Here is a 26,113-nt window from a genome sequence, read left to right on the forward strand (position 1 = left end):
TCTGGCATCGGGCGCACGTTCGCGCCCTCAGGTGCGACAATCGGGATCATTCACACGTGCCGGGCAATGCCTTCAGGAGCGAAGGCAGCCCGGACATCTCATCGTGTCAAAGGGAGGACGCAGATGAAAGCACTGTTCAGAGCCTTGCTGGCCATCGTCGGAGTACTGGCGCTGGTCGTGGTGGCGGGGGTGATCTATGTCACCACCTTCCTCGACCCGAATGATCTCAAGCCGCGTCTGGTCAAGGCGGTCAAGGACCAGGCGGGGCTGGAGCTGGCCCTGAACGGTCCGCTGGACTGGTCGTTCTACCCGCGTCTGGGCGTCAGTGTCGAGGACGCCCAGACCTGGCTGCCGGAGCAGGCTCACGACCAGACACCCTTCGCCTCCTTCAAGCGTGCCGAGGTCGGGGTGTCCTTCGCGCCCTTGCTGAGCGGTGAGGTGGAGGTCGAGGGCGTGTTCCTCGATGGCCTGAAACTGGACCTCAAGCGAGACGCTGACGGGCGAGGCAACTGGGAGAGTCTGTTGCAGCATGCTGCCGATGCCGCCGAGAGCGGTGCGGCGGACAAGGCCCTGCCTCCCGCCAAGAGTGCCGGTGTCGCCATGGCCGATGAGACGCAGGGAGATGCCGGTGTCAGCGATGGCGCTGAAGGCATGGCCGTCAATCTCGATATCGCCTCGATTCAGGTCACCAATGGGCAGATCACCTACCAGGATGCTGCCAGCGGTCTCGACATGACGCTCAATGAGCTGGCATTGAGCTCCAGCAACGTCAGCCCGACCAAGGCGTTCCCGGTGGAGCTGTCCTTCGTGGCGGAGGGGCGTGAGCCTGAGCTGCGCAGCACCATCAATCTGGACGGCAAGGTGGCGCTGGACCTTCAGAACGGTCGCCATGTCCTGACCGGCATCAGCCTGGACACCGCCACCAGCATGCCGTCGCTGAGCGAGCAGTCCCAGCAGCTGGCGCTGGAGATCGATACCCTGACACTGGATACCGAGCAGCAGCGCTATCGCATCGAGGGTGGGGAGCTGGATGCCTCGCTCAACGAACCGTCGCTGGGAGAGAAGGCGCTGCCGGTGAAGGCGACCTTCGGGGCGGAAGCGGATCTTGCCGAAGGCACCGCGACGCTCTCCGATCTGCTGCTGACCTCGGGCAGTGACCTGCGTCTGAGCGGGGCGCTCAAGGCCAGTGACATCACGGGCGAGGCGCTGAGCTACAGCGGGCAGTTCAAGCTGGCCCCGCTGTCGCCCAAGGCGTGGATGACGCGGGTCGGCATGCAGGCACCGCAGACGGCACGCGGCGATGCACTGACCTCGCTGGCATTCTCCAGCCCGCTCAAGGGCGATCTGTCACAGGTACAGCTGACCAACCTGGTGATGGCACTGGATGACACCACCATCAACGGACGTCTCGGCTCCTCCTTCGATGCCTCGCAGATCACCTTTGATCTGGATGTCGATGCGCTGAATCTGGATGACTACCTCCCGTCGCAGACCAGCGAGAAGACTGCGAGTCTCGGTACGGGGGTGACGGCAGGACTGGTGGCGCCGGCCTACGCGGCTGACGGCGATGCAGAGGTGTTGCCGGTGGAGCTGCTCAGAACTCTCGGGCTCAAGGGCCAGCTGGACATCGCGAACCTCACGGCATCCGGACTCGAGATGCGCAAGGTGTCCGCCAAGCTGTCCGGTCAGCCGGGACTGCAGCAGCTCGATAGCCTGACGGCCAGTCTGTACGGCGGTAGCCTGGCAGCCAGTGCCCGCATCGACAGTCGCAAGACACCGCTGACCATGAGCTTCGGCGAGAAGTTGACCAATCTGGATATCGCGCCATTCCTCAAGGCACTGGCGCCTGAGCAGGATGACATCCTGCGTGGCCGTCTGACGCTCAATGGCGACTACACCACCAGCACCAATCAACTCGACAGCATGAAGCGCAACCTGAATGGTTCGGGTGACTTCGAGATTCGCAATGGCGAGATACTCGACGTCAACGTGTCCGAGAAGATGTGCACCACGGTGGCGACGCTGAGTGGCAAGACGTCCTCGCGTGACTGGGCGGCGAATACCCCGCTGGAACGCGCACAGGGCAGCTTCAAGGTCACCAATGGCGTGATCAGCAATCAGGATCTGGCACTGGCGATCCCGGGTATCGCGCTGGATGGCAAGGGGCAGCTCAACCTGCCGACCGAAGCCTTTGACTACAACGTGGCGGCGCGCTTCATCGAAGGAACGGATGACGCTGCCTGTGAGGTCAATCCGCGTCTGGTCAAGCTGCGCTTCCCGGTGCAGTGTCAGGGCAACCTGAGCGGTGAACCGGGCGAATGGTGCGGCTTCGACCAGAAGGGCTTCCAGACGGCCGCCGCGGAACTGGCCAAGGATGAAGCCAAGCGCAAGGCGGGCGAGAAGGTCAGCGAGAAGCTGGATGAGAAGCTCGATGAAGACACGCGCAAGAAGATCGATGACAAGCTGGGCGAAGGCGCCAGCGACAAGCTGAAGGGCGCGATTCAGGGGCTGTTCAACTGATCACGCGCTCCTAGCACAGCAAGACCGGCACGCCAGTCCCTCGGGGCTGGCGTGCTGCCGTTGGAGCCCAGACCATGGCGCGCCATGGTACGAGTCACGAGTAGAGGAAGTCTTGATGGCGGTACCTGACACTGCGGCCACGCCTGACGTGGCGGCATCTGATACCCACGCCCCGCCAGGCGTGGCAAGCATTGCGCTGAGCCCGGAGGAATTCCAGGCCCGCGTGTTCGACTGGTTCGATGAGCATGGCCGCAAGCACCTGCCCTGGCAGGAGAACACCACCCCGTATCGTGTATGGGTCTCGGAGATCATGCTCCAGCAGACCCAGGTCACGACGGTGCTGCCCTATTACGCACGCTTCATGGAATGCTTCCCGGATGTCGCCGCGCTGGCGGCGGCGGAGATCGATGAGGTGCTGCACCTGTGGACGGGGCTTGGCTACTACGCCCGGGCGCGCAATCTGCACAAGGCCGCTCAACAGGTGGTCGCTGAGCATGGCGGCACCTTCCCGGTCGAGAGTGTCGAGGCACTGTCGGCCTTGCCAGGTATCGGGCGCTCGACCGCCGGGGCGATCATCAGCATCAGCACCGGACAACGGGCGCCGATTCTCGATGGCAACGTCAAGCGCGTGCTGGCTCGCCTGCATGCCGTGGAAGGCTGGCCGGGACGTCCGGCGGTGGAGCGCAAGCTGTGGGCATTGGCGGAGCGCTATACCCCGCAGGTGCGGCTGGCGGACTGGACCCAGGCGATGATGGATCTCGGGGCCACCCTGTGCACGCGCGGCAGCAAGCCGGATTGTACGCGCTGCCCCTTCGAGGAAGTCTGTGTGGCGCATGCACGCGGCGAGGAAAAGCGCTTCCCCGAGAGCAAGCCCAAGAAGGCTATTTCGACACGTCAGACGCTGATGCTGCTGGTCAGTGACGAGGCGGGCCGGATTCTGCTCGAACGACGCCCACCGACGGGCATCTGGGGCGGCCTGTGGGCGCCGCCGCTGGTCGAGGACCGTGAGGCCGCGCGGGAGTGGATTGCCCGTGAAGCGCGAGGCGCGCATCTGGAGGCGCCGCTGGACAGTTTCGAGCATGTCTTCAGCCACTTCCGGCTGACCATCACGCCGCAGCCGGTCCAGCTGGGGGAGGCAGGGCTTGCGGCAGTTCAAGCGGCCGGGAGCGTCAACGAGTCAGCTGCCGACCGCCGCTTCGTCGACCCTGCCGCGCCGGACGCCGTGGGTCTGCCGGCGCCGGTCAAGGCGCTGCTGGCGCGCTGCACGGATGATCTGTTCGGCCTGTGAGGCCTTGTAGACGTCGGCATCGGCCGCACGTCTGGGGCAAAGCGGCCCAGGCGTGCGAGAATGAGGCAACAGTAAAGGCGTCTGGCGAAGGCTCGGCGCTCAACCGCACTGACATCCAGTTCTCTTACGGAGTTACCCATGCGCACCGTACATTGCCGCAAGTATGACCAGGACCTGCCGGGTCTCGACTTTCCGCCGCTGCCGGGCGAGAAGGGCCAGGATATCTGGGCCAACGTCTCGAAGCAGGCATGGGAAGAATGGCAGGCGCTGCAGACACGCCTGATCAACGAGAAGCACCTCAACATGATGGATGCCGACAGCCGTCGCTATCTGATGGAGCAGATGGAGCGTTTCTTCCGCAACGAAGAGACCGATCAGGCCGAAGGTTTCGTCCCGACTGACGCCGCCGCCAAGGGCGAAGCGCAGGGCGGACAGGGCTACGAAGTCTGACGAGACGGCGAGGGCGATGGAAGACGAATAACGACGCCAAATTCTTGATAAGCAAGGGTTGACGTCGGGAAAGGTTTTCTATTTAATACGTCCTCGTTGGCAAGGGCCAGATAGCTCAGTTGGTAGAGCAGGGGATTGAAAATCCCCGTGTCGGCGGTTCGATTCCGTCTCTGGCCACCAAGTGTTGGGGTATAGCCAAGTGGTAAGGCACCGGTTTTTGGTATCGGCATTCCCAGGTTCGAGTCCTGGTACCCCAGCCAGCTGACATGCAGTAACGTAGTAAGAAGACTCATATCATGAGTTCTTTGTGCCGGCTTAGCTCAGTTGGTAGAGCAACTGACTTGTAATCAGTAGGTCGAGGGTTCGACTCCTTTAGCCGGCACCATCTTCAGGCTTCTGTAGATGAACGAAGAACGCAGGATATCGAAGTCGCCCAGGCGGCTTTTTTTGTGTCTTCCGGTCGGCCAGATAGCTCAGTTGGTAGAGCAGGGGATTGAAAATCCCCGTGTCGGCGGTTCGATTCCGTCTCTGGCCACCAAATTGGGGTATAGCCAAGTGGTAAGGCACCGGTTTTTGGTATCGGCATTCCCAGGTTCGAGTCCTGGTACCCCAGCCAATTCTGGCTAGCAGATGAAGTCGCAGGATGAATTCGGCAGCCAACAGAAAAGCCACCCTCCGGGGTGGCTTTTTTGCGTCTGGCGTCTGGCGTCTGCTCGCCTTGCGTCTTTCGGCGCTCAATGCGCGGCGGATGAGCCGGGGTGATGGGCCTGCCAGCTGAGGCGTTTGCGATAGATGGTCGATGGGGCGATTTCCAGAATGGCAGCGGCACGCGGAATGCTTCCATCGCATGCCGCTATCACCGTCTCGATGGCATCCCGCTCCACCATCCACAGCGGGCGCTGCCAGAGGCCCTGGTTCTCGGCGCCGGGTGGTGCGTGCTCGAGTCTCTCGTGTGAGCCGCCGTGTGCTGGCAGGTCCAGCATGGCGGCCGTGAGACTCTCGCCCTCGTGGAGGATGATGGCGCGGCGCAGGGTGTTTTCCAGCTCGCGCACGTTGCCCGGCCAATCGTGGGCCAGCAGCGCCTGTTCCGCGCAGGCGCTCAGGCTGGTGAAATGCTTGCCTTCGTGGCTGGCCATGCGACTCAGCAAGCCGTTGGCGATCTCGAGAATGTCACTTCCGCGCTCGCGCAGGGGCGGCACCTTGAGCGGGATGACGTGCAGGCGGTAGAAGAGGTCTTCGCGGAAGCGATGGGTCTCCACCAGCTGACGCGGGTCCTGATGCGTGGCACAGACGATACGGCAGTTGACCTCGACCGTGCGTGTCGCGCCCACGGGCATCACCTGGCCGGTCTGCAGAAAGCGCAACAGCTTGCTCTGCAGTGGCAAGGGCAGTTCGGCGATCTCATCCAGGAACAGCGTCCCGCCATCCGCTGCCACGGCCAGGCCCTGCTGGGCACTGACGGCACCGGTAAAGGCGCCACGCACATGCCCGAACAGCTGTGATTCCAATAGCTCCGCCGGGATGGCAGCACAGTTGACGGCGATGAAAGGGCCTTCGCGTACCGGGCTGTGGCGGTGGATGGCAGTGGCGCATAGCTCCTTGCCGCTGCCGCTTTCGCCGGTGATGAAGATGGGGGCGTCCGAATGGGCGACCTGTATGAGGGTGCGATAGAGGGTCTGCATGGACGATGAGCCTCCGATGAACCCCTCAAAACCGTTAGGCCGGCCTGTCGGTAGAGACTTCACCCGTGCGGGGGAGTCGACAGTCAGATTCAACGCAGTGGTGATCGGCGTAGCCTGATGGTGAGCCTTCAGTGCGGTCATGAGTGATGTTCCCTTGCTGCTGGACCCCTGTCAGCAGCTCGTAGAGCATCGCTGCAGGAGCATAATTGTCGGGCTGCTTCTGGTGACAGCCTCTCGGAAGGACACACGCTTCCCAAGCGTTGAGTCTTCGTCATGCGGGTTGTTGCGCGTCCTTTTCCAAGCTTACTCAAACGTGAGAGATGATCATGGCGGCTTTTAGTGGGTTTTTTCCGCTGCGCGCGAGGGTCAGATATCTCATCCCACCCGTTGGCATGATGACCAACTCTCTCCTCACGTTTGACACGTGAGTCTGATGTTCTCAAGTGCCCTGCCTGGGCCGTCGCGCCTTGCCCGGGCGGGGCATCATGGGACTTCTTCCTCTTCATCATCCGCATTGTTGTGGGTGATGGTGAAATCCGTTGACGACGTCTGCGAACTGCCATCGGCGGACTGGTCCGCCGTGCTGTCGATGGTGCCGGTAGAGCCGTCACTCAGGGTCTGTTCAATCTGCTGCCAGTTGCCGATCGAGGTACTGCTGCCGGTATTGAGCGTGTATGCGCCGATATTGGTCTCGGACCCTTCCCCCAGGCTGCCGGCCTTCTTGCTCTCGTAGAGGATCAGGGCGGTTTCTGCACTGCGCGCCGGGAAGTCGTAGGGGAAGGGGCCCATCAACGAGTTGGCGCTGGCGCTACCGGCCAGCAGGAATCCCGCGCCCACGACTCCCAGGCTGATACGTGTGAAAGCATTCATGTCTTGCTCCTTTCGGTCTGTGAAAGATGCAGTGTCTGATGCGTGAGACGTCTGATGTCAGCAGGTGCTGAAACACACGCGGGTTGCCCCGCGTGTGTTGGTTGCCTGCAGAGGGGTTACGGAGTCACGGGGCCGACGCTGATGGACATGTTGTTACCCACGGAGGTCGCGGCATTATTGATGACCGGGCCTTCGAAGCTGCCTGTCGGCGGCAGATCCAGCGTGATGTTGCTGACTTTGGCAGTCGAGCTGATGTTGGCGAAGCTCATCTGGGTATTGTCGGCAATCAGGGCGCTATCGATATCAGTGCTATCCAGAGTGACCGACATATTGTTGCCTACGGAGGTCGCGGCATTGTCCACGCTCAGGTTGAGAATGTTGTCGACCTTAGCCAATGATTCGACTTCAGCAGTGCCCGGGTAGAAGAAATAGCCACCAGAACCCGCCAAGAACTGCTCATTGTGTAGGTTGACCATGGCATCACTATCCACCGAGACATTGTTGCCCACCGAAGTAGCGGCATTCTCAAGCGACTCTAGGCGAGTAATGTCAGGATTAGGCGTGGAGCCGGCATAGCTGATATAGACATCGACATCAGCGTTAGCGTTTGCAACTGCATCTGCACTCGCATTGGCTGCTGAATGATGATTCCAGCTGTGTGCATTCGCAGCGGATGACGCGCTGCTGCCTGCACTGAGGCTATCAACTAGTTCGATGGAAGGGTCACCTGCTTCACCTGCACCGTAGCTGACATCACTGACGATGGCTTCGGAGCTGACGTCACCGATCTGCTTTTGCAGACTTTCGACCATCACCAGGCCGCCTGGATCTTTGATTTTCGGGTCAATATAGACATCAATATTGACATCAGTATTGACATACCCATCCCAATTCCAATCCACGTTATTGAAGGCTTGCGCTTGGCTTGCCATCATCACACCACTTACGAGACCGATGGCGACTGCGAGCTTATTATAGGTAGTCATTGTCATGTTCCTCATGAATGTTGACTTATTGTGCTGCGCTGGATGCTGCCGGTACTTCTGATGCGGGTGCTGCTTGCAACGGTGTTGCGACTGCTGCGGTACTGCCTGATGCCGTATTGGCTGCGGCCACTTGCTGCGTGTTGCCGTCTTTCGCTGCAACATGCTGTCCCGGGTGAAGTTCACATTCCTGCCCCGCAGGTACAGGAAGTCCCAGGCCTTCAGTCAGGAGTTGGTAGGCGCCCATCTCCACGACTGATCTCACGCCCAGCTGCAGTGGTTCATTGCGCACTGCGCCGGAATCAAACTCGACCAGCTGATTGCCGAAGAAGCGATAGATGCCGGCTTCGACTTCGTAACCCACTACCTGCTTCTGCAGGCTGGTGACATAGACGGTGCGGAAGGTGCGGATGTCGACCATGCGCAGGTCCAGGCCCACATTGATGACGGCGGTCCGCAATCCGGCCCCGATTCCGCTGACGAACAGGCGAGTGCCACCACTGGAAATGTTGTAATTGAGCTCAGTGAGGGCACCGAGAACCACGAAGTGCGAGGGGAGGACGGCCAGCTTGCGTGGTGCATAGGCCATGGCCTTGTTCTCGTAAAGCTGCTGCTCCGCCAGCGGGACGCGAACATCAAGACGCTCTGTCAGGTGAACCTTGCGAGTCTTGTAGAGCGCGCTGATCAACATTTCCGAGACACCCTGAGTGACGGCGGCGCTTTCGGTTACTGTCGAATAGCTGCGTTGCCCTGTCTTGTCAGTGATCTGCCCGACGGCGATGACTGGCAGGTTTGTCGCGCCTGAAATACGGCTCAATGAGGCAAGACATTCACTGTAAGGCGTATTGTTTGAGGTGACTGGCGGCCCGACGACTGGCTCGACATTATCGAATTTCGGCTCGACTGCGGCGCAGCCCCCCAGCACTGTGGCCATGCAAGCGGCCAGACAAATCCGTGGCTTGAACATGCTGGAAGTTCCCCTGGTGTGACGCATTGTCCTGCGCCGTTCTTGTACTCTGATATGTGTCTATCAGTTGTGATGCCGTGACTTTACAGGGGCATTAAGTGTGCCAACTAAATTCACAATAGTTCACAACAACTTACGCTTATTGTCTGGTGATCATTCGCGATGCGATTTGCAAAAGGCGAAGCGTATTGGGGTGAATTGTCAGGAGGCCATGACAAGGAATGAGGCGATATATGAGTCATGATGTCTTTCATGCATGAGGCGCGTGGCCACCGCGTGAATGATGAAATGATCTATCGGGGTGACTGAGGAATCTTGTCATCCGTGAGACACAGGAGGTCTCATGTTTTCGCGAGAACGGTGATGGCGGGGGTAGTGCGCGATTGAATGGTCTTTTAACGAACTCGGGGATCAGGCGTCTGTGATTAATTCATGATTCATGGGGTTGAAGTCTGTGTCATGGCCCATAGGTGGGACAGTGCGGCCAAGCCGCAGGAATAGAACGCCGGATTCCTCTTTCCTCAATGCAAGCCATTGATGCCTTAAGGAGAGCAAGATGACAGCTTCACGCCACATGACCTCGTACAACGCCACCGCTGCGCTTTCGTCCAAGCAGCGCCACCACCACGAGATGGACGGCAGCAACGCCAGCGATGGCGCAGAGTCCTCCAATCAGCGTCTGGGTGTCCGTCAGGTCGATGCCGATCGCGATCAGGCGCCGGAAGCCTATCTGGACAAGTCAGGCAGCGACCGAGGATCCTCCCACTCGCGCGACGCCTACCCGACGCGTCTGAGCCAGCCACCGCAGCACCTGTGGCAGAAGCGCCGCGAGCCCGTCGTGCACTCGCGCGCCGACGAGGGGCCGCTGGGGGCTGAGCAACTCAAGCGGTTCGAGCGCGATGGCTTCCTGTTCGAGCCGGAATTCCTGGCCCCGCAAGAAGTCGAGACGCTCAAGGCCGAACTGGCTGCGCTGCTGGAGCAGGAAGATCTCCAGGGCCGTGATTTCACCATCACCGAGCCCAAGAGCCGCGAGATCCGCTCCATCTTCGCCGTGCACTTCCTGTCGGAGCGCTTCCGCCAGCTTGCCGAAGACCCGCGCCTGATGGATCGCGCGCGCCAGATTCTGGGTGGCGATGTCTATGTCCACCAGTCGCGCATCAACTACAAGCCGGGCTTCGAGGGCAAGGGCTTCAACTGGCATTCGGACTTCGAGACCTGGCACGCCGAGGATGGCATGCCGGAAATGCGTGCGGTCAGCGCCTCGATCATCCTGAATGACAATCACCACTTCAACGGCCCGCTGATGCTGATCCCCGGCTCGCACGAAGTCTTCGTGCACTGCCTGGGCGAGACGCCGGAAGACAATCACAAGTCTTCGCTGCAGGCACAGGAAGTCGGTGTGCCCTCGCGCGAAGCGCTGCGAGAGCTGGTCGCCCAGCGTGGCATCGAGGCGCCCACCGGTGCCGCGGGTGGTCTGCTGATGTTTGACTGCAACACCTTGCATGGCTCCAACGCCAACATGTCGCCGGACCCGCGCAGCAACGCCTTCTTCGTCTACAACCGTGTCGACAATGCCATGCAGGCGCCGTTCGCGGCCTCTCGTCCGCGCCCTGAATTTCTGGCCCACCGTGCCGATGGTGGCTGGGATGAACTGGAAAAATGAGCCGCGCGTGACAGATCGCCAGCGTGAGCAAGCGAAAGGAAAGACCGAAAGGCTGAGCAGGCCAGTGGACTGAACTGCACAACCCGGGGTTGCGTTCAGGCGGCGAAATCTCGGACGTTGGTGTGGTAGTGGCAAACCGGCGGGGCGGCGTAAGATTGAGACATCTCTCATTGATCATCCATCACGCCCCGACAGGAGTTCTGCATGCCGCTTGCTCAGCGTTTTACCCCACGTTTCAGCGATGGTCGTGTCTTTGCCCATGATCTCGGCAAGGTGGTGTGCGTGGGGCGCAATTATGCTGCCCACGCCGCGGAGCTCGGCAATGAAGTGCCCAGCGAGCCGTTGCTGTTCATCAAGCCCGCCACCAGCGTGGTGCCCATGGACAAGCCGCTGCCGCTCTCGAAGCGTCGTGGCCAGTACCATTACGAGGCCGAGCTTGCGCTGCTGATCGGCAAGCCACTGTGCGAGGCGAGTGAAGACGAGGCGCTGGAGGCATTGGCCGGCATGGGGCTGGCGCTGGATCTCACCCTGCGTGAGCGTCAGAGCAAGCTCAAGGCCAAGGGGCAGCCGTGGGAACTGGCCAAGGCCTTTGACGGCAGCTGTCCGCTGTCCTCCTTCGTCGCGCTGGAAGGCCCGCGCTGGCGTGATGGCGAAGGCGCACTGCATGATGTCGATTTCCAGGCACTGCAGTATCGTTTCGCCATCGACGGCGAGCAGCGTCAGCAGGCGGATACCCGTCTGATGCTGTTCCCTGTCGCGCGGCTGCTCAGCGAGATCAGCCACAGCTTCACGCTGCTGCCCGGCGACGTGGTGCTGACCGGCACGCCGGAGGGCGTTGGCGAGCTGAATCCGGATCAGGCGCTGGTATTGGCGCTGGATGCCCCGGATGGCAGTGGCGAGCTGTTGCGTGTCGAGACACGCACGCGCGGCGTGGCATGACGACTGGGGCTGACTGGGGCTGAGACAGCCCTGAGCGAGTTCACAACAGCCCTGAGCGAGTTAAAAAAGAAAAGCCCCTGTCGGGATTCCGGCAGGGGCTTTTGCTGTCTGGGCTGCTGCTTTCTGGTCTTTTGCGCTCAAGGCTCGAATCTCTGAAGCAGAGATCGGCTCAATGACGGAAGGGCTCAGCTCTCCAGGTAGGTATATCCTTCCAGGCCTGCCTTCAGGTCCTCGAGCAGGTCTGCCTGTTCCAGCGCGTTCAGATTGGATGACTTGAGCTGACGCGCGAGGCGGGCCGCCAGCTGATCCGGGTCGAAGTTCACGTAGCGCAGCACTTGCGCCACGCTATCGCCCTGGATGGCATGGGAAAGCTGCCATTGGCCCTCGTCGTCGAGGCTGGCATCCACGGAATCGGTATCGCCGAACAGGTTGTGCAGGTCGCCGAGGATCTCCTGATAGGCGCCGACCATGAAGAAGCCGAGCAGCTTCTCTTCCTCGGCATGCCATTCCGGCAGCGGCAGGGTGGCGTCCAGGCCCTGGTCATCCACATAGGTGTCGATGCGGCCATCACTGTCGCAGGTGATGTCCTGGATCACGCCACGGCGAGTCGGCGCGCGGTCGAGACCGGTCAGCGGCAGGATCGGGAAGATCTGCTCGATGCCCCAGATGTCCGGCAGTGACTGGAACAGCGAGAAATTGACGAACAGCTTGTCGGCCAGCTTCTCGTTGAGCTCATCGAGCACCGCGCGGTGCGAACGCTGGCGCGCATCGAGGCGCCCGGCGAGACTGCGACACACGTTGGTGTAGATGGCCTCCGCCTCGGCACGGATGGCGATGCTCGCCAGCCCCATCACGAAGCGCTCCTGCACCTGATGCTGGGCATGCACCACGGCGTGGTAGATCTCCACCAGCTCACGTGGCTCGAGCGAACCCTCCAGACGCGCGGCCTGTGTCCACAGCGCGGCGATCTGCAGATCATCCTCACGCGGCGTGGGCAGCGGCAGGTCGACACGCTCCTCGCCGATCACGTCCGTCACCAGCACGGCGTGGTGAGCGGTCAGGGCACGACCGGATTCGGAGATGATGTGCGGATGCGGCAGATCATGCGCCTCGCACACCGCGTGGAACGCCCCGACCACATAGTCGGCGTATTCGCGCATCGAGTAGTTGAGCGAGCAGGCGCTTTCCGAGCGCGTGCCTTCGTAGTCCACGCCCAGGCCACCGCCGACATCGACGATTTCCACGCCGGCACCGGCTTCATGCAGCCCCTGATAGAAGCGCGCGCACTCGGCCAGGCCGCGCTGGATGTCGCTGATGTCCGCGATCTGCGAGCCGAGGTGGAAGTGGACCAGCTTGAGGCAGTCCAGCGCATCCACTTCGCGCAGGCGCTCGACCAGCGCGACGATCTGGCTCGCCGTCAGGCCGAATTTCGACTTCTCGCCGCCGGTGTTCTGCCAGTTGCCCTTGCCGATGGTGGCCAGGCGCGCGCGCAGACCGATGCGCGGCCGCACACCGAGACGTTCAGCTTCTTCCAGTACCAGTTCCAGCTCGCTGGCCTTCTCGACCACCAGGTGCACGCGGTGGCCGAGCTTCTCGCCCATCAGCGCCAGACGCACGTACTCGCGGTCCTTGTAGCCGTTGCAGACGATGACCGACGGGCCATTGTCCGACAGCGCCAGCACGGCGAGCAGTTCCGGCTTGCTGCCGGCTTCCAGGCCGACACGCCCGCGCGAGCGTTCGCTGGTCGCCAGCAGTTCCTCGACCACGCGGCGCTGCTGGTTGACCTTGATCGGATAGACGGCGGTGTAGCTGGCGCCATAGCCGCGTGAGCTGATGGCGGCATCGAAGGCGGCGCACAGCTGCTCGACCCGGTCATGCAGGATATCGGCGAAGCGGATCAGCAGCGGCAGTCGCAGGCCCTGGGCGCGGGCCTTGTCGATCAGCGAGATCAGCGGCAGCGCAGGCGTACCCGGTTCGCCATGGGGGCGCACCAGCGTCAGGCCATCCTGGCCCACGTCGAAATAGCCGCTGCCCCACTGGTCAATGTTGTAGGTGCGGCGTGCTTCGGCTGCAAAGGAGGTCATCGCGGTCTCCGGAGATGGACGGCGTGAAGGCAAGCCCGGCGGTGCTCAGCGGTGTGGGCAGCGTCGGAGAAGACAATGGCGCCCGCACGGATGCGGGCGCTCAGGGGGCGCATTATGCCTGCTGGGGAGGCGCAGGCAATCGCTTTGCCACTTGCGTGGACATTCAGGCCGGCTGGGTGGCATCGGGCAGCGGCAGGGCGCCTTCCTCGATGCGCCGGCCCAGCAACTGGCGATACTGTGCCGGGTCCTTCGGCGTCAGGCTGTGAGCGGGCGGGTCCACGTAGACCACCAGCAGGCGTGACAGCCAGTAGCGCAGCGCGGTCATGCGCAGCATGCTCGGCCACAGGCGACGTTCGTCAGCGTTCATCGGGCGCTCGGCCAGATAGGCGCTGAGCAGGGCGTCATAACGCGCCTGATCCAGACGGCCATCGTCATTGGAGCACCAGTCATTGACCAGAATCGACAGATCGAAGATCAGGTCGCCGGTGCAGCCATTGTAGAAGTCGATGATGCCGCCGAGGCGATCGCCGTCAAACAGCGTGTTGTCGCGGAACAGATCCCCGTGCAGCGCGCCCTGTGGCAGGTCGACGCCACTGAAGACGTCTTCGCAGACATCGATCTCGTCAGCCATCAATGCCTGGTCTTCCGGGCTCAGATAGGCCAGCACCTTGTGGTGCATCGGCTTGATCCAATGCAGGTCACGGGTGTTGGGGCGCTGGCCGGTGAAGTGCTGCGAGACGGCGTGCATGCGCCCCAGCGCCGCACCGATCTCGCGGCACTGGGCGACATTGGGCGAGACGGGCCACTTGCCCGGCATGCGCGGAAACAGCAACGCCGGCTTGCCTGCCAGCGTCTTGAGCGCCTGACCTTCGCGGTCATGCAGCGGGCCGGGCACCGGCAGCTGGTGGCCGGCGAGGAAGTCGAGCAGCTCGACGAAGAAGGGCAGTTCCTCATGCTCGCCCTGCTCGAACAGGGTCAGCACCATCTCGCGGCGGTCGGTGGTGACGAAGAAGGTCGAGTTCTCGGTGCCGTGGGCGACATCTTCAAGCGATGTCAGCGTGCCTGCATCGTACTCTGCCAGAAATTCTGCGACCTGAGCCTCGCTCAGGGGGGTAAAGACTGCCATGGGTGACTCTTCTCGCCGAAATGTGTCCGCCCCATCAGTGGCGCGCCGCTGGACCGACGCGGCGGCAATGCGCTGACAGGAGTTGTTGTCGGTAGGCAGGAGGAAGACCTCCATGCCCGGACCGAGCGCAAGGGATGCGTCCGGTCCGGGCATGATGCCCGTCACTGCCGGGTCAGATGCCGCGTGACCCGCAATGCCGAGCTTATCACTTTTTCCGCGCCCAGCCGGGCACCTTGAGCTGACTGGCCTGCGACACGCTGGAACGGGTGAAGTTGCCGTTGCCATCACTGTCGAGCAGGAAGAAGGGCGTGCCCCCCTTGGGGATGATCTCGATGGCGTACAGATGGCCATTGACGCGGTATTCGTGCAGCTGGCGGTCATCCTGCTGACGGCTGGTGACCTGTGGCTTGGGGGCATCACTCTCGGCCACGGCCAGCGGGGCGCCCAGCGCGGTGATGACCAGCAGCAGAGCACTCGCCAGCAGCGTGGGCAGGCGCAGCGTCGGGTGCGGAGCAATCGAAGCAGTCGTGCGCATGGCATTCCTCCTTTAACACGTGAGCCTTCATCGCAGGGAGACTGGCGACAAGGCCCCGTACACAAAAGTCCTGAGCGCAAAGATTCTGTGCGCAAGCGTGCGGAGGGCAAGCGAATCGGCGATGGCCAGAAACCTTGCCTGATGGGCGCAGTCTACGACTCTTGTCAGCCGCGTGCACGATTTCACTGCCCCTGGGAGCTGCCCGAAAGCCGGTCCATGCCCGCGGCGTGACTGTGCCTCGCCGCAGCCCTTGCGTATCATGACAGCCATTGATGCCGAGAGAGTTTCGGCCCCGACTCTGCTTGCCCCAAGCCCACCCTTCAGCCTACGGATGCGACTGCTCATGGCCGCCACGCCGATCGTTCTCGTCGATGGATCTTCCTACCTCTATCGTGCCTTTCATGCCCTGCCGCCGCTGACCACCTCCAAGGGCCTGCCCACCGGCGCGGTGAAGGGCGTGATCAACATGCTCAAGAGCCTGATCCGCCAGTATCCGGACAGCCCCATGGCGGTGGTGTTCGACGCCAAGGGCAAGACCTTCCGTGATGACATGTACCCCGAGTACAAGGCCCAGCGTCCTCCGATGCCCGATGACCTGCGCCTGCAGGTCGAGCCGCTGCATGCCTGCGTACGCGCGCTGGGTCTGCCGCTATTGTGCGTGGAAGGTGTCGAGGCCGATGACGTCATCGGGACTCTTGCGCGACTGGCCACCGAGGCCGGGCGTGACGCCGTCATCTCCACCGGCGACAAGGACATGGCTCAGCTGGTGAACGAGCACATCACGCTGGTTAACACCATGAAGAACGAGACGCTGGACGTGGACGGCGTCACCGAGAAGTTCGGCATTCCGCCCAATCTGATCATCGACTTCCTCGCGCTGATGGGCGACAAGGTCGACAATATTCCCGGCGTGCCGGGTGTGGGCGAGAAGACCGCGCTGGGCCTGCTGCAGGGCATGGGCGGCGGTCTCGACACCATCTACGGTGATCTCGATCGCATCAAGACGCTCAGCTTCCGCGGCGCCAAGACGCTGGCCAAGAAGATGGAAGCGCACCGCGAGGATGCCTATCTCTCCTATCGTCTCGCCACCATCAAGCTGGACTGCGAGCTGGAGCATGGCCTGGATGACCTCGCGATCGCCGCGCCGGATACCGCCGCGCTGGTGGAGCTCTACAAGGAGATGGAGTTCCGCGCCTGGCTGAAGGAGCTGCTGGAAGGCGGTGACATGGCCGCCACCCCGCACGCCGACGAGAAGGACAGCGGTGTCGCCGGCGGTGATCTGTTCGGCGACAGCATCGCGCCCGTCGCGGACAAGGCCTCCGGCAAGGGCAAGACCGCCGCTGCACCGACGCCTGAGCTGGATGCGGCGGGTGACGAGGACGAGATGCCCGAGGCGCTGCCGCCGCGTGAGGAGCGCAACTACCGCGCCATCACCGAGCAGGCCGAGCTGGACGCGTGGCTGGAGCGCGTGCGCAATGCCACCTCGCTGTGCTTCGACCTCGAGACCACCAGCCTCAACTACATGGAAGCCGAGATCGTCGGCATCGGCATGGCGCTGGAGGTCGGCGAGGCCGTCTACATCCCCGTCGCCCACAGCTATCTGGATGCCCCCGCGCAGCTGGAGCGCCAGGCCGTGCTGGAGGCGCTGACGCCGATTCTGGCCGATGGCGCCATCACCAAGATCGGCCAGAACCTCAAGTACGACATCGAGGTGCTGGCGCGCTATGACATCGCGGTGGCCGGTCCGCTGGCCGACACCATGCTGATGTCTTACGTGCTCAACTCCACCGCGACCCGTCACGACATGGACTCGCTGGCGCTCAAGTACCTGGGCGAGAGCACCATCAGCTTCACCGACATCGCCGGCAAGGGCGCCAAGCAGCTGACGTTTGACCAGATCGCGCTGGAAGAGGCGATGCCCTACGCCTGTGAGGATGTCGACATCACCCTGCGCCTCGCCGCGCTGCTGATGCCGCGCATCGAGAAGCTGGGCCGTCTGGGCGAGGTGCTGCGTGATTACGAATACCCGCTGATTCCGGTGCTGGCGCGCATCGAGCGCAACGGCGTCGCGATTGACCCCGAGCGCCTTCACGCCCAGACCCGTGAGCTGACCGAGCAGATCCACGACATCGAGAAGCAGGCCTTCGAGCTGGCGGGCCGCGAGTTCAACCTCTCTTCCCCCAAGCAGCTGGGCGAGATCCTCTTCGAGGAGCAGAAGCTGCCGGTCAAGAAGAAGACCCCCAAGGGCGCGCCGTCCACCGCCGAAGCGGTGCTTGAGGAGCTGGCGCTGGACTACCCGCTGCCCAAGCTGATCATGCGCCATCGCGGCATGACCAAGCTCAAGAGCACCTACACCGACAAGCTGCCGCAGCTGGTCAACCCGACCACGCGCCGCCTGCACACCAGCTACCATCAGGCCGTCACCGCCACCGGGCGTCTGTCGTCTTCCGATCCGAATCTGCAGAACATCCCGGTGCGCAGCGAGGAGGGCCGTCGCATTCGTCAGGCCTTCATCGCACGCCCCGGCTATCGCATCGTCGCGGCGGATTACTCGCAGATCGAGCTGCGCATCATGGCGCACCTCTCCGGTGACAAGGGGCTGCTCTCGGCCTTCGCCGACAACCGTGACGTGCACGCCGCCACCGCCGCGGAAGTCTTCGGCACCGAGGAATCACGTGTCAGCAGTGACCAGCGTCGCAGCGCCAAGGCCATCAACTTCGGGCTGATCTACGGCATGTCCGCCTGGGGCCTCTCGCGTCAGCTGGATATCGACCCCGGCCAGGCCAAGACCTACATCGAGCGCTACTTCGAGCGCTATCCGGGCGTCGCCACCTACATGGAAGACACTCGCCATCTCGCCGCCGAGCAGGGCTATGTCGAGACCATCTTCGGCCGTCGTCTCTACCTGCCGGAAATCGGCTCGCGCAATCACGCGCGTCGCAGCGCCGCCGAACGCACCGCCATCAACGCCCCGATGCAAGGCAGCGCCGCCGACATCATCAAGCGCGCCATGATCGATGTGGACGCCTGGCTGGCGGGCAATGACGGTGACAAGGCGTATGACGCCATGATGGTCATGCAGGTACACGATGAACTCGTCTTCGAAGTCGCCGAAGCGCAGGTCGAAGACTTCATGAAAGACGTCGCCCAGCGCATGCAGAACGCCGCCTCCCTTGACGTCCCGCTGCTCGTCGAAGTCGAGCAAGGCGATAACTGGGAAGAAGCGCATTAATGCGACGGACTCTTTAAGCAATAACAAAAACCCCGCTTCGGCGGGGTTTTTATTTGGTTGTGTTTATAGTATTGGCCAATTTGGTCTGGTTTAAGAAGCAGAGAGATTTTTTAATATTTTCTAGAGCATTTACTTTGTCCAAGATTTCAGAGATAGCTATTTCAAGTAAGTCGTGTTCTTCACTGGCTCTTATAGTGTATTCACTAAAAAGACGTTCTACTTTCTCTAAGTATTTTTCGCTGTAATCTAATTCGTACCCAAAATAAAATAGCGACTCTATTTCCACAGCTTTATCTATAGTTAAAGTTTCTTTGAAAGCTTCAAAGACCTCACCTCTATTAGAGCCTGCGTCAATCTCTTTGCGCAGTTCTTGTGTGGTAATTATTCTATTTCGGGATTGGGGTGATGTGTTTCCATGCGTTTCTCTCCAAGTTTTACATAGTTGGTTAATGTCGTTCTCAGATAGGCTGTCAAGCTCAAGCTCCAAGCCAATATTTGCGCTAAACTCATGGTGTGATTGAATTATTTTCAGGCATTTTTTATATTCAGTATTGCTTATCTTGTAGTTTCTTATTATCTCATCTTTTGCTTCAGTAAGTTGTGTGCTTGGCCAGCTGTATTTAGGGGGTAGCCTTGTTGATATATCCCTTATATCATTTCTTGATAAATTTCTAGTATATGTATTGGTTTTATAGTCACTGAAAACCGTATCGCTAAGTCTTACTAATCTTGTTAAAAGTTTTTCAATGATTTCAAAATTAATTTTTAGTCGCTCAATGTTGATAAGGCTAACTTTCACTAGATGTCTGTGTCCGTCGACATTTTCGGGGTACCGAAATGTCTGGCCAGTGGGGTCTACGCTACCAATCTCATTTATTAACGGTTTAAGCGTATTTAGAATTGGCTTGTATTGCCTGTCTAACATCATTAAATGCGTAAACAAGAACTCCCATATTATATTAATGTCGTGGGATTTATTATTGTTGAAATGAACTTCAATTCCTTTGATTCTATTTATTTCGATCGATCTATAGATTTCATTTTTTAGTATTATCTCTATTGAGTGTCGCATATTAAAGCAAATAGGGTAGACAAGTTGGTCTTGGAAGATAGATGTACTATTTTCTAGATAAGTATCTATTAGCATCTTTGCAGCAGTTGAATACCCTTTAGCGTAATCAATTGCATCTGGCTGTCCATTATTACCAACGCAAGCATTATGTTGTGAATTTGGACCTCTGCCAAAAATTCTATTCATGACCTTCTCTTTATTAGTGGCGTCTTTTGAATATAGGTTTTCGGTGGTTTTAATCAATATGTGTAGCTGTCTACGACCACTGGCTACGTTGATCCCTGGCGGCAGTAGGCCGATGCTGTGGGTGGCGTCCGGTTTTCCGGACGCTGGCTGCGTGATGGTGCAGCCCATAACAACCAGATCCGGCGGGTGTCGGTGGCGGCATGATGGCTACCCACGATGACCGGACACGCCAAGGGAGAGCGGAGATGGCTCAGCAGATGCCAGTGTCAGGCGCGGCGGGTGGAGCGAAGGCGGCTGCCCCGCTGCGCAACGATTCACCTGCCACCTCGATTCATGTCGAGCGCGCGCGTCGCGAGTTGCTGCGAGCCGCGATGGATGCGGTGGAGGAGTGGGTGGTGGTGGTGGATGCCCAGGGCGGTATCCAGTTTCTGAACGCCCCCTATGCCGAGTTTCTCGGGGTGGAGGCCAGCGAGGTGCTGGGGCGCGATGTCAGCGAGGTGATCGAGAACACCCGCATGCATGAGGTGCTGGAAAGCGGACGCGCGGAGCTGGCCCAGCTGCAGTTGATTCGTGGCCACCACATGATTGCCCACCGTTACCCCATCTTCCGCGATGGCGAGCTGATCGGCGCCATCGGCTCGGTGCTCTATCACGACACCTGGGAATGGCGGCAGGTGAATGCTCAGGTCCAGGCGCTGGAGGCGGAGGTGGACTACTACCGTCAGGCGCTGGAAACCCCCAGCGGCGCGCGCTGGCAGTTGAGTGACATCATCGGGGATTCGCCCGCCATGCGGGAGCTGGCCAGCAAGGTACGCAAGATCGCCCCCGGCGGCGCCTCGGTATTGATCCGTGGCGAGTCCGGTACCGGCAAGGAGCTGTATGCCCATGCGCTGCATCGCAGCTCGGCGCGCGCCAAGGGGCCCTTCATCAAGCTCAACTGCGCGGCGATTCCCGAAGCGCTGCTGGAGGCGGAGCTGTTCGGCTATGAGGAAGGCGCGTTCACCGGCGCGAGGCGAGGCGGCAAGCCCGGCAAGTTCCAGCTCGCGGATGGTGGCACGCTGTTTCTCGATGAGGTCGGTGACATGCCGCTGGCGATGCAGGCCAAGTTGCTGCGCGTGCTGCAGGACCGTGAAGTCGAGGCGGTCGGCGCAACACGGCTGGTCACCGTCGATGTACGAGTCATCGCCGCCACGCACCGCCCGCTGGAGGCGCTGGTCGAGAGCGGCGAATTCCGCGAAGACCTCTTCTATCGCATCAACGTGGTGCCACTGCAGGTGCCGCCGCTGCGCGAGCGCCGTGACGATCTGCCGACCCTGGCCACGCATCTGCTGTCACGTCTGGCGCGTCGTAGTGGCCGTCGTCCGCCGATACTCTCCGAGACCGCGTTGGAGCGCCTGTGTGCCCATCACTGGCCCGGCAACGTGCGCGAGCTGGAAAACGTCCTCGAAGCCGCCTTCTATCTGGGCGGCAGCCATATCCAGCCGACCGATCTGCCGGATGCCATCGGTGCCCGGCATGGCGATGCGCGGCATGGCGATGCCCGCCGGACTGAATTAACCACACCCCCCTCGGATTCAGACGTGCTTGCTGCTTCCGACACGCCAGTGGCAACCGGCTCGCTGCGGGAGGCGATGGCGCAGACCGAGCGACGCCTGATTGAGGCCGCCCTGTCTGCCGCCAATGGCAATCGCACCCGCGCCGCCCGTCAGCTCGGCATCGCCAAGTCCTCGCTCTACGAGAAGCTCAACCGTCATGGCCTGTTGGCCGAAACGCCCTGATCGAGAGTGGTTTCACCTTCCCGCCACAGACGTGGGGTCAAAGCGTCCGGAAACTCGGTCAATGACCGGAATTCCGGACGCTTTGCGTGTCACGCCACCCCACGCCGTGCCTACCCGCATGGGGTCTGCCTTCCACTATCGGCATATTCGACTGGAGTCGTAGACCGAATTCATGTCAGCGCGCGACCTTGGTCGCAGCCTTGGCGACCCGCGTGTCCGGCTTTCCGGACGCTGCCGAGCGTGGATGGCGGCATCGAGGACATCGTGCGGCTACTCGTGCGTGATTGGCTCTCGTAGCTCTCTGAAATCATTGGAATTGTTGTGGCGTGGTCAGGCGCTTGCGTTGTCAATGGGTAAGTTGACGTAAGCGTCAGCTTGTTGCGTGCCTTATCGCCAGAAAGCATCGAGCCGTACGACCAGCCAGTACAACAACAAATCAGGGAGCCGTGCCATGTTGCATCACGCCACGCCGCGTCACACGACGCCGACTCGTCGCCTGCGCCTCGGAGCCGCCATCGCGGCGGCCGTCGCCACCACCACCTTGATGGCCGCCGCACCTGCTCAGGCGGAAGGGCCGAAGCAGCTCGACGTCGCCAGTACCTTCTCGACCAAGAACTTCCTGGGCGCCGGGGCCGTGCGTCTGTCCGAGGAACTCAAGAGCGCCACCGGCGGTGAAGTCGGTCTGCGCGTGCATGAGCCGGGCGATCTGGTGCCGGCCTTCGAAGTCTTCAACTCCGTCTCTTCCGGCGCGATCCAGGCCGGTTGGGACTGGATGGGCTACTGGGCCGGCACGGTGCCGATCACCAACCTCTACGGTGCGCTGCCGTTCGGCCCGAGCCCGGAAGCCTTCATGTCATGGATGTGGGCCGGTGAGGGCACCGAGCTGATCCAGGCTGCCTATGACCCCTACGGCGTGAAGGTGCTGCCGTGCTTCATCTCCCCGCAGGAGACGGGCGGCTGGTACAACAAGGAAATCAACTCGCCGGATGACTTCAAGGGCCTGTCGATGCGCATCTCGGGCCTCGGCGCCAAGGTGCTCAACAAGCTGGGCGCCTCCACCCAGCTGGTACCGGGCAGCGAGATCTATCTCGCGCTGGAGCGTGGCCGTGTCGATGCCACCGAGTTCTCGGTGCCGCAGGTCGATCAGGCGATGGGCTTCAATGAAGTCGCCAAGTACTACTACTTCCCGGGTTGGCACCAGAGCGCCAGCTGGTTCTCGCTGTTGATCAACCAGCAGGTGTGGGACAGCTACAGTGACGAGCGCAAGGCGCAGTTCCAGACCGCCTGCCGCGCGACCCTGCAGTGGGCGATGGCCGAAGCGCCGCCGGCTCAGGTACGTGCGATCCATGAGCTCGAAGCCAAGGGTGTCGAGGTCAAGCGCTTCCCGGAACCGGTGATGACCGCGCTGCAGAAGGCATGGGGGGAAGTGCTGGAAGAAGAGAAGCAGACCAACCCTGACTTCGCCAAGGCCTACGATTCGCTGATGAAGCATGCCGCACTGATCGACGAATGGTACGAGCTGCAGGCCATGCCGCAGCCGATGGCCATGAAGCAGGCCGGTGACGCTGAGGAGGGTAGCGCCCAATGACCGACCCCCGCCTTGCGCCCTGGCGGGCACAGGGCGGGGCGGTGTGTGACGCCCTGGGCCGACCGCTGGTCGGCCTGGGGCTATGGGTGGGTCGCCTGACCAGCTGGTTGGGTCTGGCGATCATCCTGGCCGTGCTCACCACCGTCACGCTCAACGCCCTGGGCATCAATGAAATCGCCAACTGGGGGTCGCCTGACGTGCTGCTGTTCGGCACCGCGATCACCATCAATTCCGTCACCGAGCTTCAATGGCATCTGTTCGGCCTGCTGACGCTGTTCGGTGGCACCTATGCCTTGCACAGCGACACGCATGTGCGGGTCGATCTGTTCTACCAGTGCCTCTCGCCGCGTGGGCGCGCCGTGGTCGATATCCTCGGCCACCTCATCATGCTGATTCCCTTCTGCCTGCTGATCGCCTGGCTGTCCAAGCACTTCGTCATCATGTCCTACATGTCCGGCGAGAAGTCCAACTATGGCGGGCTGGTGGACCGGTATCTGATCAAGGCGATGCTGCCGACGGGGCTGGTGTTTCTCGCCCTCGGCGCACTCGGGCAGATCTTCGAGAATCTGGCCTGTCTGTTCGACCCGGCGCGCACTCCTGAGCGCCTGAAGGACCACGAGATTGCCAGTCTTGCCGGCCTTGCACCTCAGGCAGGCAAGACGCAGGACACCGCTGCACACGAGACGGCCGGCACGACGGCACCCAAGGATCAAGCAGACGGGAGCCATGACGATGCTCGCTGAATACGCCTTGCCCATCACCATGGTGGTGGCACTTCTGATCGGTATCTTCTCCGGCTACCCGGTAGCCTTCCTGCTCGGCGGGCTGGGTATCCTGTTCGCCTTCATCGGTGACATCCCGCTGCCGTTTCTCGGCACCGTCGGCTCGCGCATCTTCGGCGGGGTGATCGAGAACTGGCTGCTGATCGCGATTCCGCTGTTCGTGTTCATGGGGCTGATGCTGGAAAGCTCCGGAGTGGCGCGCAATCTGCTGATGACGTTGCAGCGCCTGTTCGGCCGCGTGCATGGCGGTCTGGCCGTCTCGGTGGCGCTGCTGGGCGTGGTGATGGCCGCCAGTACCGGCATCATCGGTGCCTCGGTGGTCATGCTGGGGCTGCTGGCGCTGCCGGTGATGCTGGGGCAGGGCTACAAGGCCGAGATGGCCTGTGGCGTGATCGCGGCCTCCGGCACCCTGGGCATCCTGATTCCGCCCTCGATCATGCTGGTGCTGATGGGCTCCATCCTGCAGATCTCGGTGGGGGCACTGTTCAAGGCGGCGCTGATTCCGGGGCTGATGCTCGGCGCGCTCTACGTGGCCTACCTGCTGATCACCGCCAAGCTGCGCCCGGACTGGGCACCGCTGCCGGACCAGTCGCTGCTCGGTACCGACAAGACACCGCTGCCGCTGGCGCTGCTGCGGGATCTGCTCGGCCCGATGGTGCTGATCGTCGCAGTGCTGGGCTCGATCATGACCGGTATCGCCACGCCCACCGAGGCCGCGGCCATCGGCGCGGGCGGCAGTCTGCTGCTGGCGCTGGTGATGGGCGGGCTGTCCTTCGACACCCTGCGCAACACGCTGCGCGATACCTCGCGGACCAGCGCGATGATCCTGTTCGTCGTCATCGGCGCGACCTGCTTCTCGGTGGTCTTCAAGCGCCTGGGCGGCGACTATCTGATCGAGGATGTCATCACCGGCACCGGCCTGGGTCCCTACGGCCTGCTGTTGCTGCTGATGGGGCTGATCTTCGTGCTCGGCTTCTTCCTCGAGTGGATCGAGATCAGCTTCGTGGTGCTGCCGCTGGTGGCGCCGGTGGTCGAGGCGCTGGACTTCGGGCTCGGGCTGTCCGGCCAGGGGCTGCTGGTATGGTTCGCGATTCTGGTCGCCATCAATCTGCAGACGAGTTTCCTGACCCCCCCCTTCGGCTACGCATTGTTCTATCTCAAGGGCATCACCGCCGGGCAGGTGTCCATCGGCACCATCTATCGCTCGATTCTGCCCTTCGTCGGCCTGCAGCTGGCGGGGTTGATCCTGTGCATGCTGTTCCCCGCGCTGGTGCTGTGGTTGCCGGGGCTGATGCCCTGAGTGCGGGCAGGGGGCGGGCAGGGTGCGGGCAGAGTGCGGGCGGGACATCGGCACCGTGCCACCGCCACGCCGGGGGAGGTAGTCAGCAGGGCGAGGGGCATCACAGGGAGGTGATGTGCCACAGATCCGCCGTGATCGGCAGAGCGATCCATCAGGGAGAACGAGATGCTGCCACGACGCAGGGTATTGATTGCGGGGCAGGGAGAATGGCTGGAAGCCATGGCGCGCACCTTCCTGGAAGATGGTGCCATCATCGCCCTGATGAGCACCGCGCAGACGGATCTCGAGCGCGTGCTGGACGCGCTGGGCGGCGAGCAGTCGGATCGCTTCGGTCAGGTGGTGGGCGAGGGCTGTTTCGAGGTGCTGGTGGCGCGTCTCGGCCGTCTCGACGTGCTGGTCTGCATGCCGCCGCAGGCCGTGGCCGGGCAGTCGCTGGAGGCGTGTCTGGTCGCGCAGGTCGCCGGGCCCGGCGCCTTGCTCAAGGCGGCCTGTGCACGCATGTTGCGCCACGGTGGACGCCTGCTGGCCGTCGCGCCGCCGCTGTCCTCGCCGCTGCCCTCGCAGGAGCATCACGGCACTGCCATGGCGCAGGCGGCGCTGGGTGAGTTGATCCAGCGCCTCGCGCTGCGTGCCCCCGACAGGGTGCGTGCCAATCTGCTGTGTCCTGAGGGCAGCCGACCGGACGCCGTGGCGGAGTGCGCGCGCTTCCTGGCCGGTGGTGCCGGTCGCGCGCTCAACGGTCAGGTCCTGCACCTGACCGACTGATGTCGAATGGGGGCTCCCGGCCCTCGTTCTCTTGTCGTACCCCCGGCGCACGATAGCTGCCGGGCCTGCCTGCCATTCCTTCCCAAGCCTTGCCGATTCGTTTCCGCGGATGCGCCGCGTCCGCTGGTCCGACATATGGCCAATTTCATCAAATCTATGTCCAATTTCCTCAAACCACTTCGACGGTAGGGGCTTAAGGTAGAAGAGATTCCAGTCGGACCCGCCCCCGAGAGCAGGCACCTGCCAGGGAAAACAAGCGTGCCGCTCCCCAGCCGTGGAGAACATCGAGTGCCCAGCGCCCCC

19 protein-coding genes and 5 tRNA genes are annotated in these 26,113 nt (G+C 61.8%); 16 read left to right on the plus strand and 8 right to left on the minus strand.

Annotation, left to right across the window (positions count from 1 at the left end):
• The first annotated feature begins 123 nt into the window (after positions 1-123).
• From QD172_RS11685 to QD172_RS11720, 8 genes are all read left to right on the plus strand, one after another.
• Positions 124-2,520 (plus strand): AsmA family protein, encoded by a 2,397-nt coding sequence (locus QD172_RS11685; protein ID WP_279855811.1) that lies wholly within the window; start codon positions 124-126, stop codon positions 2,518-2,520.
• Between the two features lie 115 nt (positions 2,521-2,635).
• Positions 2,636-3,808: an A/G-specific adenine glycosylase gene (gene mutY, locus QD172_RS11690; RefSeq protein WP_279855812.1), complete on the plus strand. Its 1,173-nt coding sequence runs from the start codon at positions 2,636-2,638 to the stop codon at positions 3,806-3,808.
• Between the two features lie 138 nt (positions 3,809-3,946).
• On the plus strand, positions 3,947-4,258 hold the full coding sequence (locus QD172_RS11695; protein WP_077378554.1) for an oxidative damage protection protein: 312 nt from the start codon (positions 3,947-3,949) through the stop codon (positions 4,256-4,258).
• A gap of 104 nt (positions 4,259-4,362) precedes the next feature.
• Positions 4,363-4,438 (plus strand) — tRNA-Phe (locus QD172_RS11700).
• 5 nt (positions 4,439-4,443) lie between these two features.
• Positions 4,444-4,518: transfer RNA gene (locus tag QD172_RS11705), tRNA-Gln, on the plus strand.
• Positions 4,519-4,567: 49 nt separating this feature from the next.
• Positions 4,568-4,643 (plus strand) — tRNA-Thr (locus QD172_RS11710).
• Between the two features lie 77 nt (positions 4,644-4,720).
• Positions 4,721-4,796: transfer RNA gene (locus QD172_RS11715), tRNA-Phe, on the plus strand.
• A 3-nt stretch (positions 4,797-4,799) separates the two neighbouring features.
• Positions 4,800-4,874: transfer RNA gene (locus QD172_RS11720), tRNA-Gln, on the plus strand.
• Positions 4,875-4,992: 118 nt separating this feature from the next.
• On the opposite strand, the gene QD172_RS11725 is transcribed toward QD172_RS11720, so the two are convergent.
• The 4 genes from QD172_RS11725 to QD172_RS11740 all read right to left on the minus strand — a co-directional run bounded on the left by QD172_RS11725 (position 4,993) and on the right by QD172_RS11740 (position 8,760).
• Entirely contained in the window at positions 4,993-6,081 is a 1,089-nt protein-coding gene (locus QD172_RS11725) for a sigma-54 dependent transcriptional regulator (protein WP_077378557.1), read from the minus strand.
• Positions 6,082-6,423: 342 nt separating this feature from the next.
• Positions 6,424-6,810 carry a hypothetical protein gene (locus QD172_RS11730; protein WP_279855815.1) on the minus strand — a complete coding sequence of 129 codons (387 nt, stop codon included), beginning with the start codon at positions 6,808-6,810 and terminating at the stop codon, positions 6,424-6,426.
• Between the two features lie 116 nt (positions 6,811-6,926).
• Positions 6,927-7,796 (minus strand): hypothetical protein, encoded by an 870-nt coding sequence (locus tag QD172_RS11735; protein WP_043333251.1) that lies wholly within the window; start codon positions 7,794-7,796, stop codon positions 6,927-6,929.
• A 25-nt stretch (positions 7,797-7,821) separates the two neighbouring features.
• Positions 7,822-8,760, minus strand: coding sequence for a CsgG/HfaB family protein (locus QD172_RS11740; protein ID WP_279855816.1), 939 nt, complete (start codon positions 8,758-8,760; stop codon positions 7,822-7,824).
• A 556-nt stretch (positions 8,761-9,316) separates the two neighbouring features.
• On the opposite strand from QD172_RS11740, the gene thpD reads away from it, so the two are divergent.
• The gene (gene thpD, locus QD172_RS11745; protein ID WP_308457347.1) at positions 9,317-10,423 is read left to right on the plus strand and encodes an ectoine hydroxylase; all 1,107 of its coding nucleotides are present in this window, start codon (positions 9,317-9,319) and stop codon (positions 10,421-10,423) included.
• Between the two features lie 204 nt (positions 10,424-10,627).
• A complete protein-coding gene (locus tag QD172_RS11750; RefSeq protein WP_279855817.1) occupies positions 10,628-11,362 on the plus strand; it encodes a fumarylacetoacetate hydrolase family protein in 735 nt (244 codons plus the stop codon).
• Positions 11,363-11,547: 185 nt separating this feature from the next.
• Here the strand turns inward: QD172_RS11750 and speA are convergent, their stop codons facing one another.
• From speA to QD172_RS11765, 3 genes are all read right to left on the minus strand, one after another.
• Positions 11,548-13,446 (minus strand): biosynthetic arginine decarboxylase, encoded by a 1,899-nt coding sequence (speA, locus tag QD172_RS11755; RefSeq protein WP_279855818.1) that lies wholly within the window; start codon positions 13,444-13,446, stop codon positions 11,548-11,550.
• A 163-nt stretch (positions 13,447-13,609) separates the two neighbouring features.
• Positions 13,610-14,572 carry a homoserine kinase gene (locus QD172_RS11760; RefSeq protein WP_084209458.1) on the minus strand — a complete coding sequence of 321 codons (963 nt, stop codon included), beginning with the start codon at positions 14,570-14,572 and terminating at the stop codon, positions 13,610-13,612.
• 205 nt (positions 14,573-14,777) lie between these two features.
• On the minus strand, positions 14,778-15,107 hold the full coding sequence (locus QD172_RS11765) for a DUF2782 domain-containing protein (protein ID WP_279855820.1): 330 nt from the start codon (positions 15,105-15,107) through the stop codon (positions 14,778-14,780).
• A gap of 343 nt (positions 15,108-15,450) precedes the next feature.
• Here QD172_RS11765 and polA point away from each other — a divergent pair, with 343 nt between their 5' ends.
• Positions 15,451-18,339 (plus strand): DNA polymerase I, encoded by a 2,889-nt coding sequence (polA, locus tag QD172_RS11770; protein WP_279855822.1) that lies wholly within the window; start codon positions 15,451-15,453, stop codon positions 18,337-18,339.
• 49 nt (positions 18,340-18,388) lie between these two features.
• Here the strand turns inward: polA and QD172_RS11775 are convergent, their stop codons facing one another.
• Complete coding sequence (locus tag QD172_RS11775) at positions 18,389-19,597, minus strand: hypothetical protein (RefSeq protein WP_279855823.1); 1,209 nt, start codon at positions 19,595-19,597, stop codon at positions 18,389-18,391.
• A gap of 245 nt (positions 19,598-19,842) precedes the next feature.
• Between QD172_RS11775 and QD172_RS11780 the strand changes: the two genes are divergently transcribed.
• The 5 genes from QD172_RS11780 (at position 19,843) to QD172_RS11800 (ending at position 25,810) form a co-directional block, all read left to right on the plus strand.
• Positions 19,843-21,375, plus strand: coding sequence for a sigma 54-interacting transcriptional regulator (locus QD172_RS11780; protein ID WP_279855825.1), 1,533 nt, complete (start codon positions 19,843-19,845; stop codon positions 21,373-21,375).
• Positions 21,376-21,826: 451 nt separating this feature from the next.
• A complete protein-coding gene (locus QD172_RS11785) occupies positions 21,827-22,963 on the plus strand; it encodes a TRAP transporter substrate-binding protein (protein WP_279855827.1) in 1,137 nt (378 codons plus the stop codon).
• On the plus strand, positions 22,960-23,706 hold the full coding sequence (locus tag QD172_RS11790) for a TRAP transporter small permease subunit (RefSeq protein WP_279855829.1): 747 nt from the start codon (positions 22,960-22,962) through the stop codon (positions 23,704-23,706). The genes QD172_RS11785 and QD172_RS11790 overlap by 4 nt, the downstream gene beginning before the upstream one ends.
• Positions 23,696-25,045, plus strand: a complete 1,350-nt coding sequence (locus tag QD172_RS11795; RefSeq protein WP_077378596.1) for a TRAP transporter large permease subunit — start codon at positions 23,696-23,698, stop codon at positions 25,043-25,045. The genes QD172_RS11790 and QD172_RS11795 overlap by 11 nt, the downstream gene beginning before the upstream one ends.
• 165 nt (positions 25,046-25,210) lie before the next feature.
• Positions 25,211-25,810, plus strand: coding sequence for a hypothetical protein (locus QD172_RS11800; RefSeq protein WP_077378599.1), 600 nt, complete (start codon positions 25,211-25,213; stop codon positions 25,808-25,810).
• Positions 25,811-26,113 lie beyond the last annotated feature (303 nt).

Source organism: Cobetia sp. 10Alg 146 (assembly GCF_029846385.1).
GTDB classification, from domain to species: Bacteria; Pseudomonadota; Gammaproteobacteria; order Pseudomonadales; family Halomonadaceae; genus Cobetia; species Cobetia marina.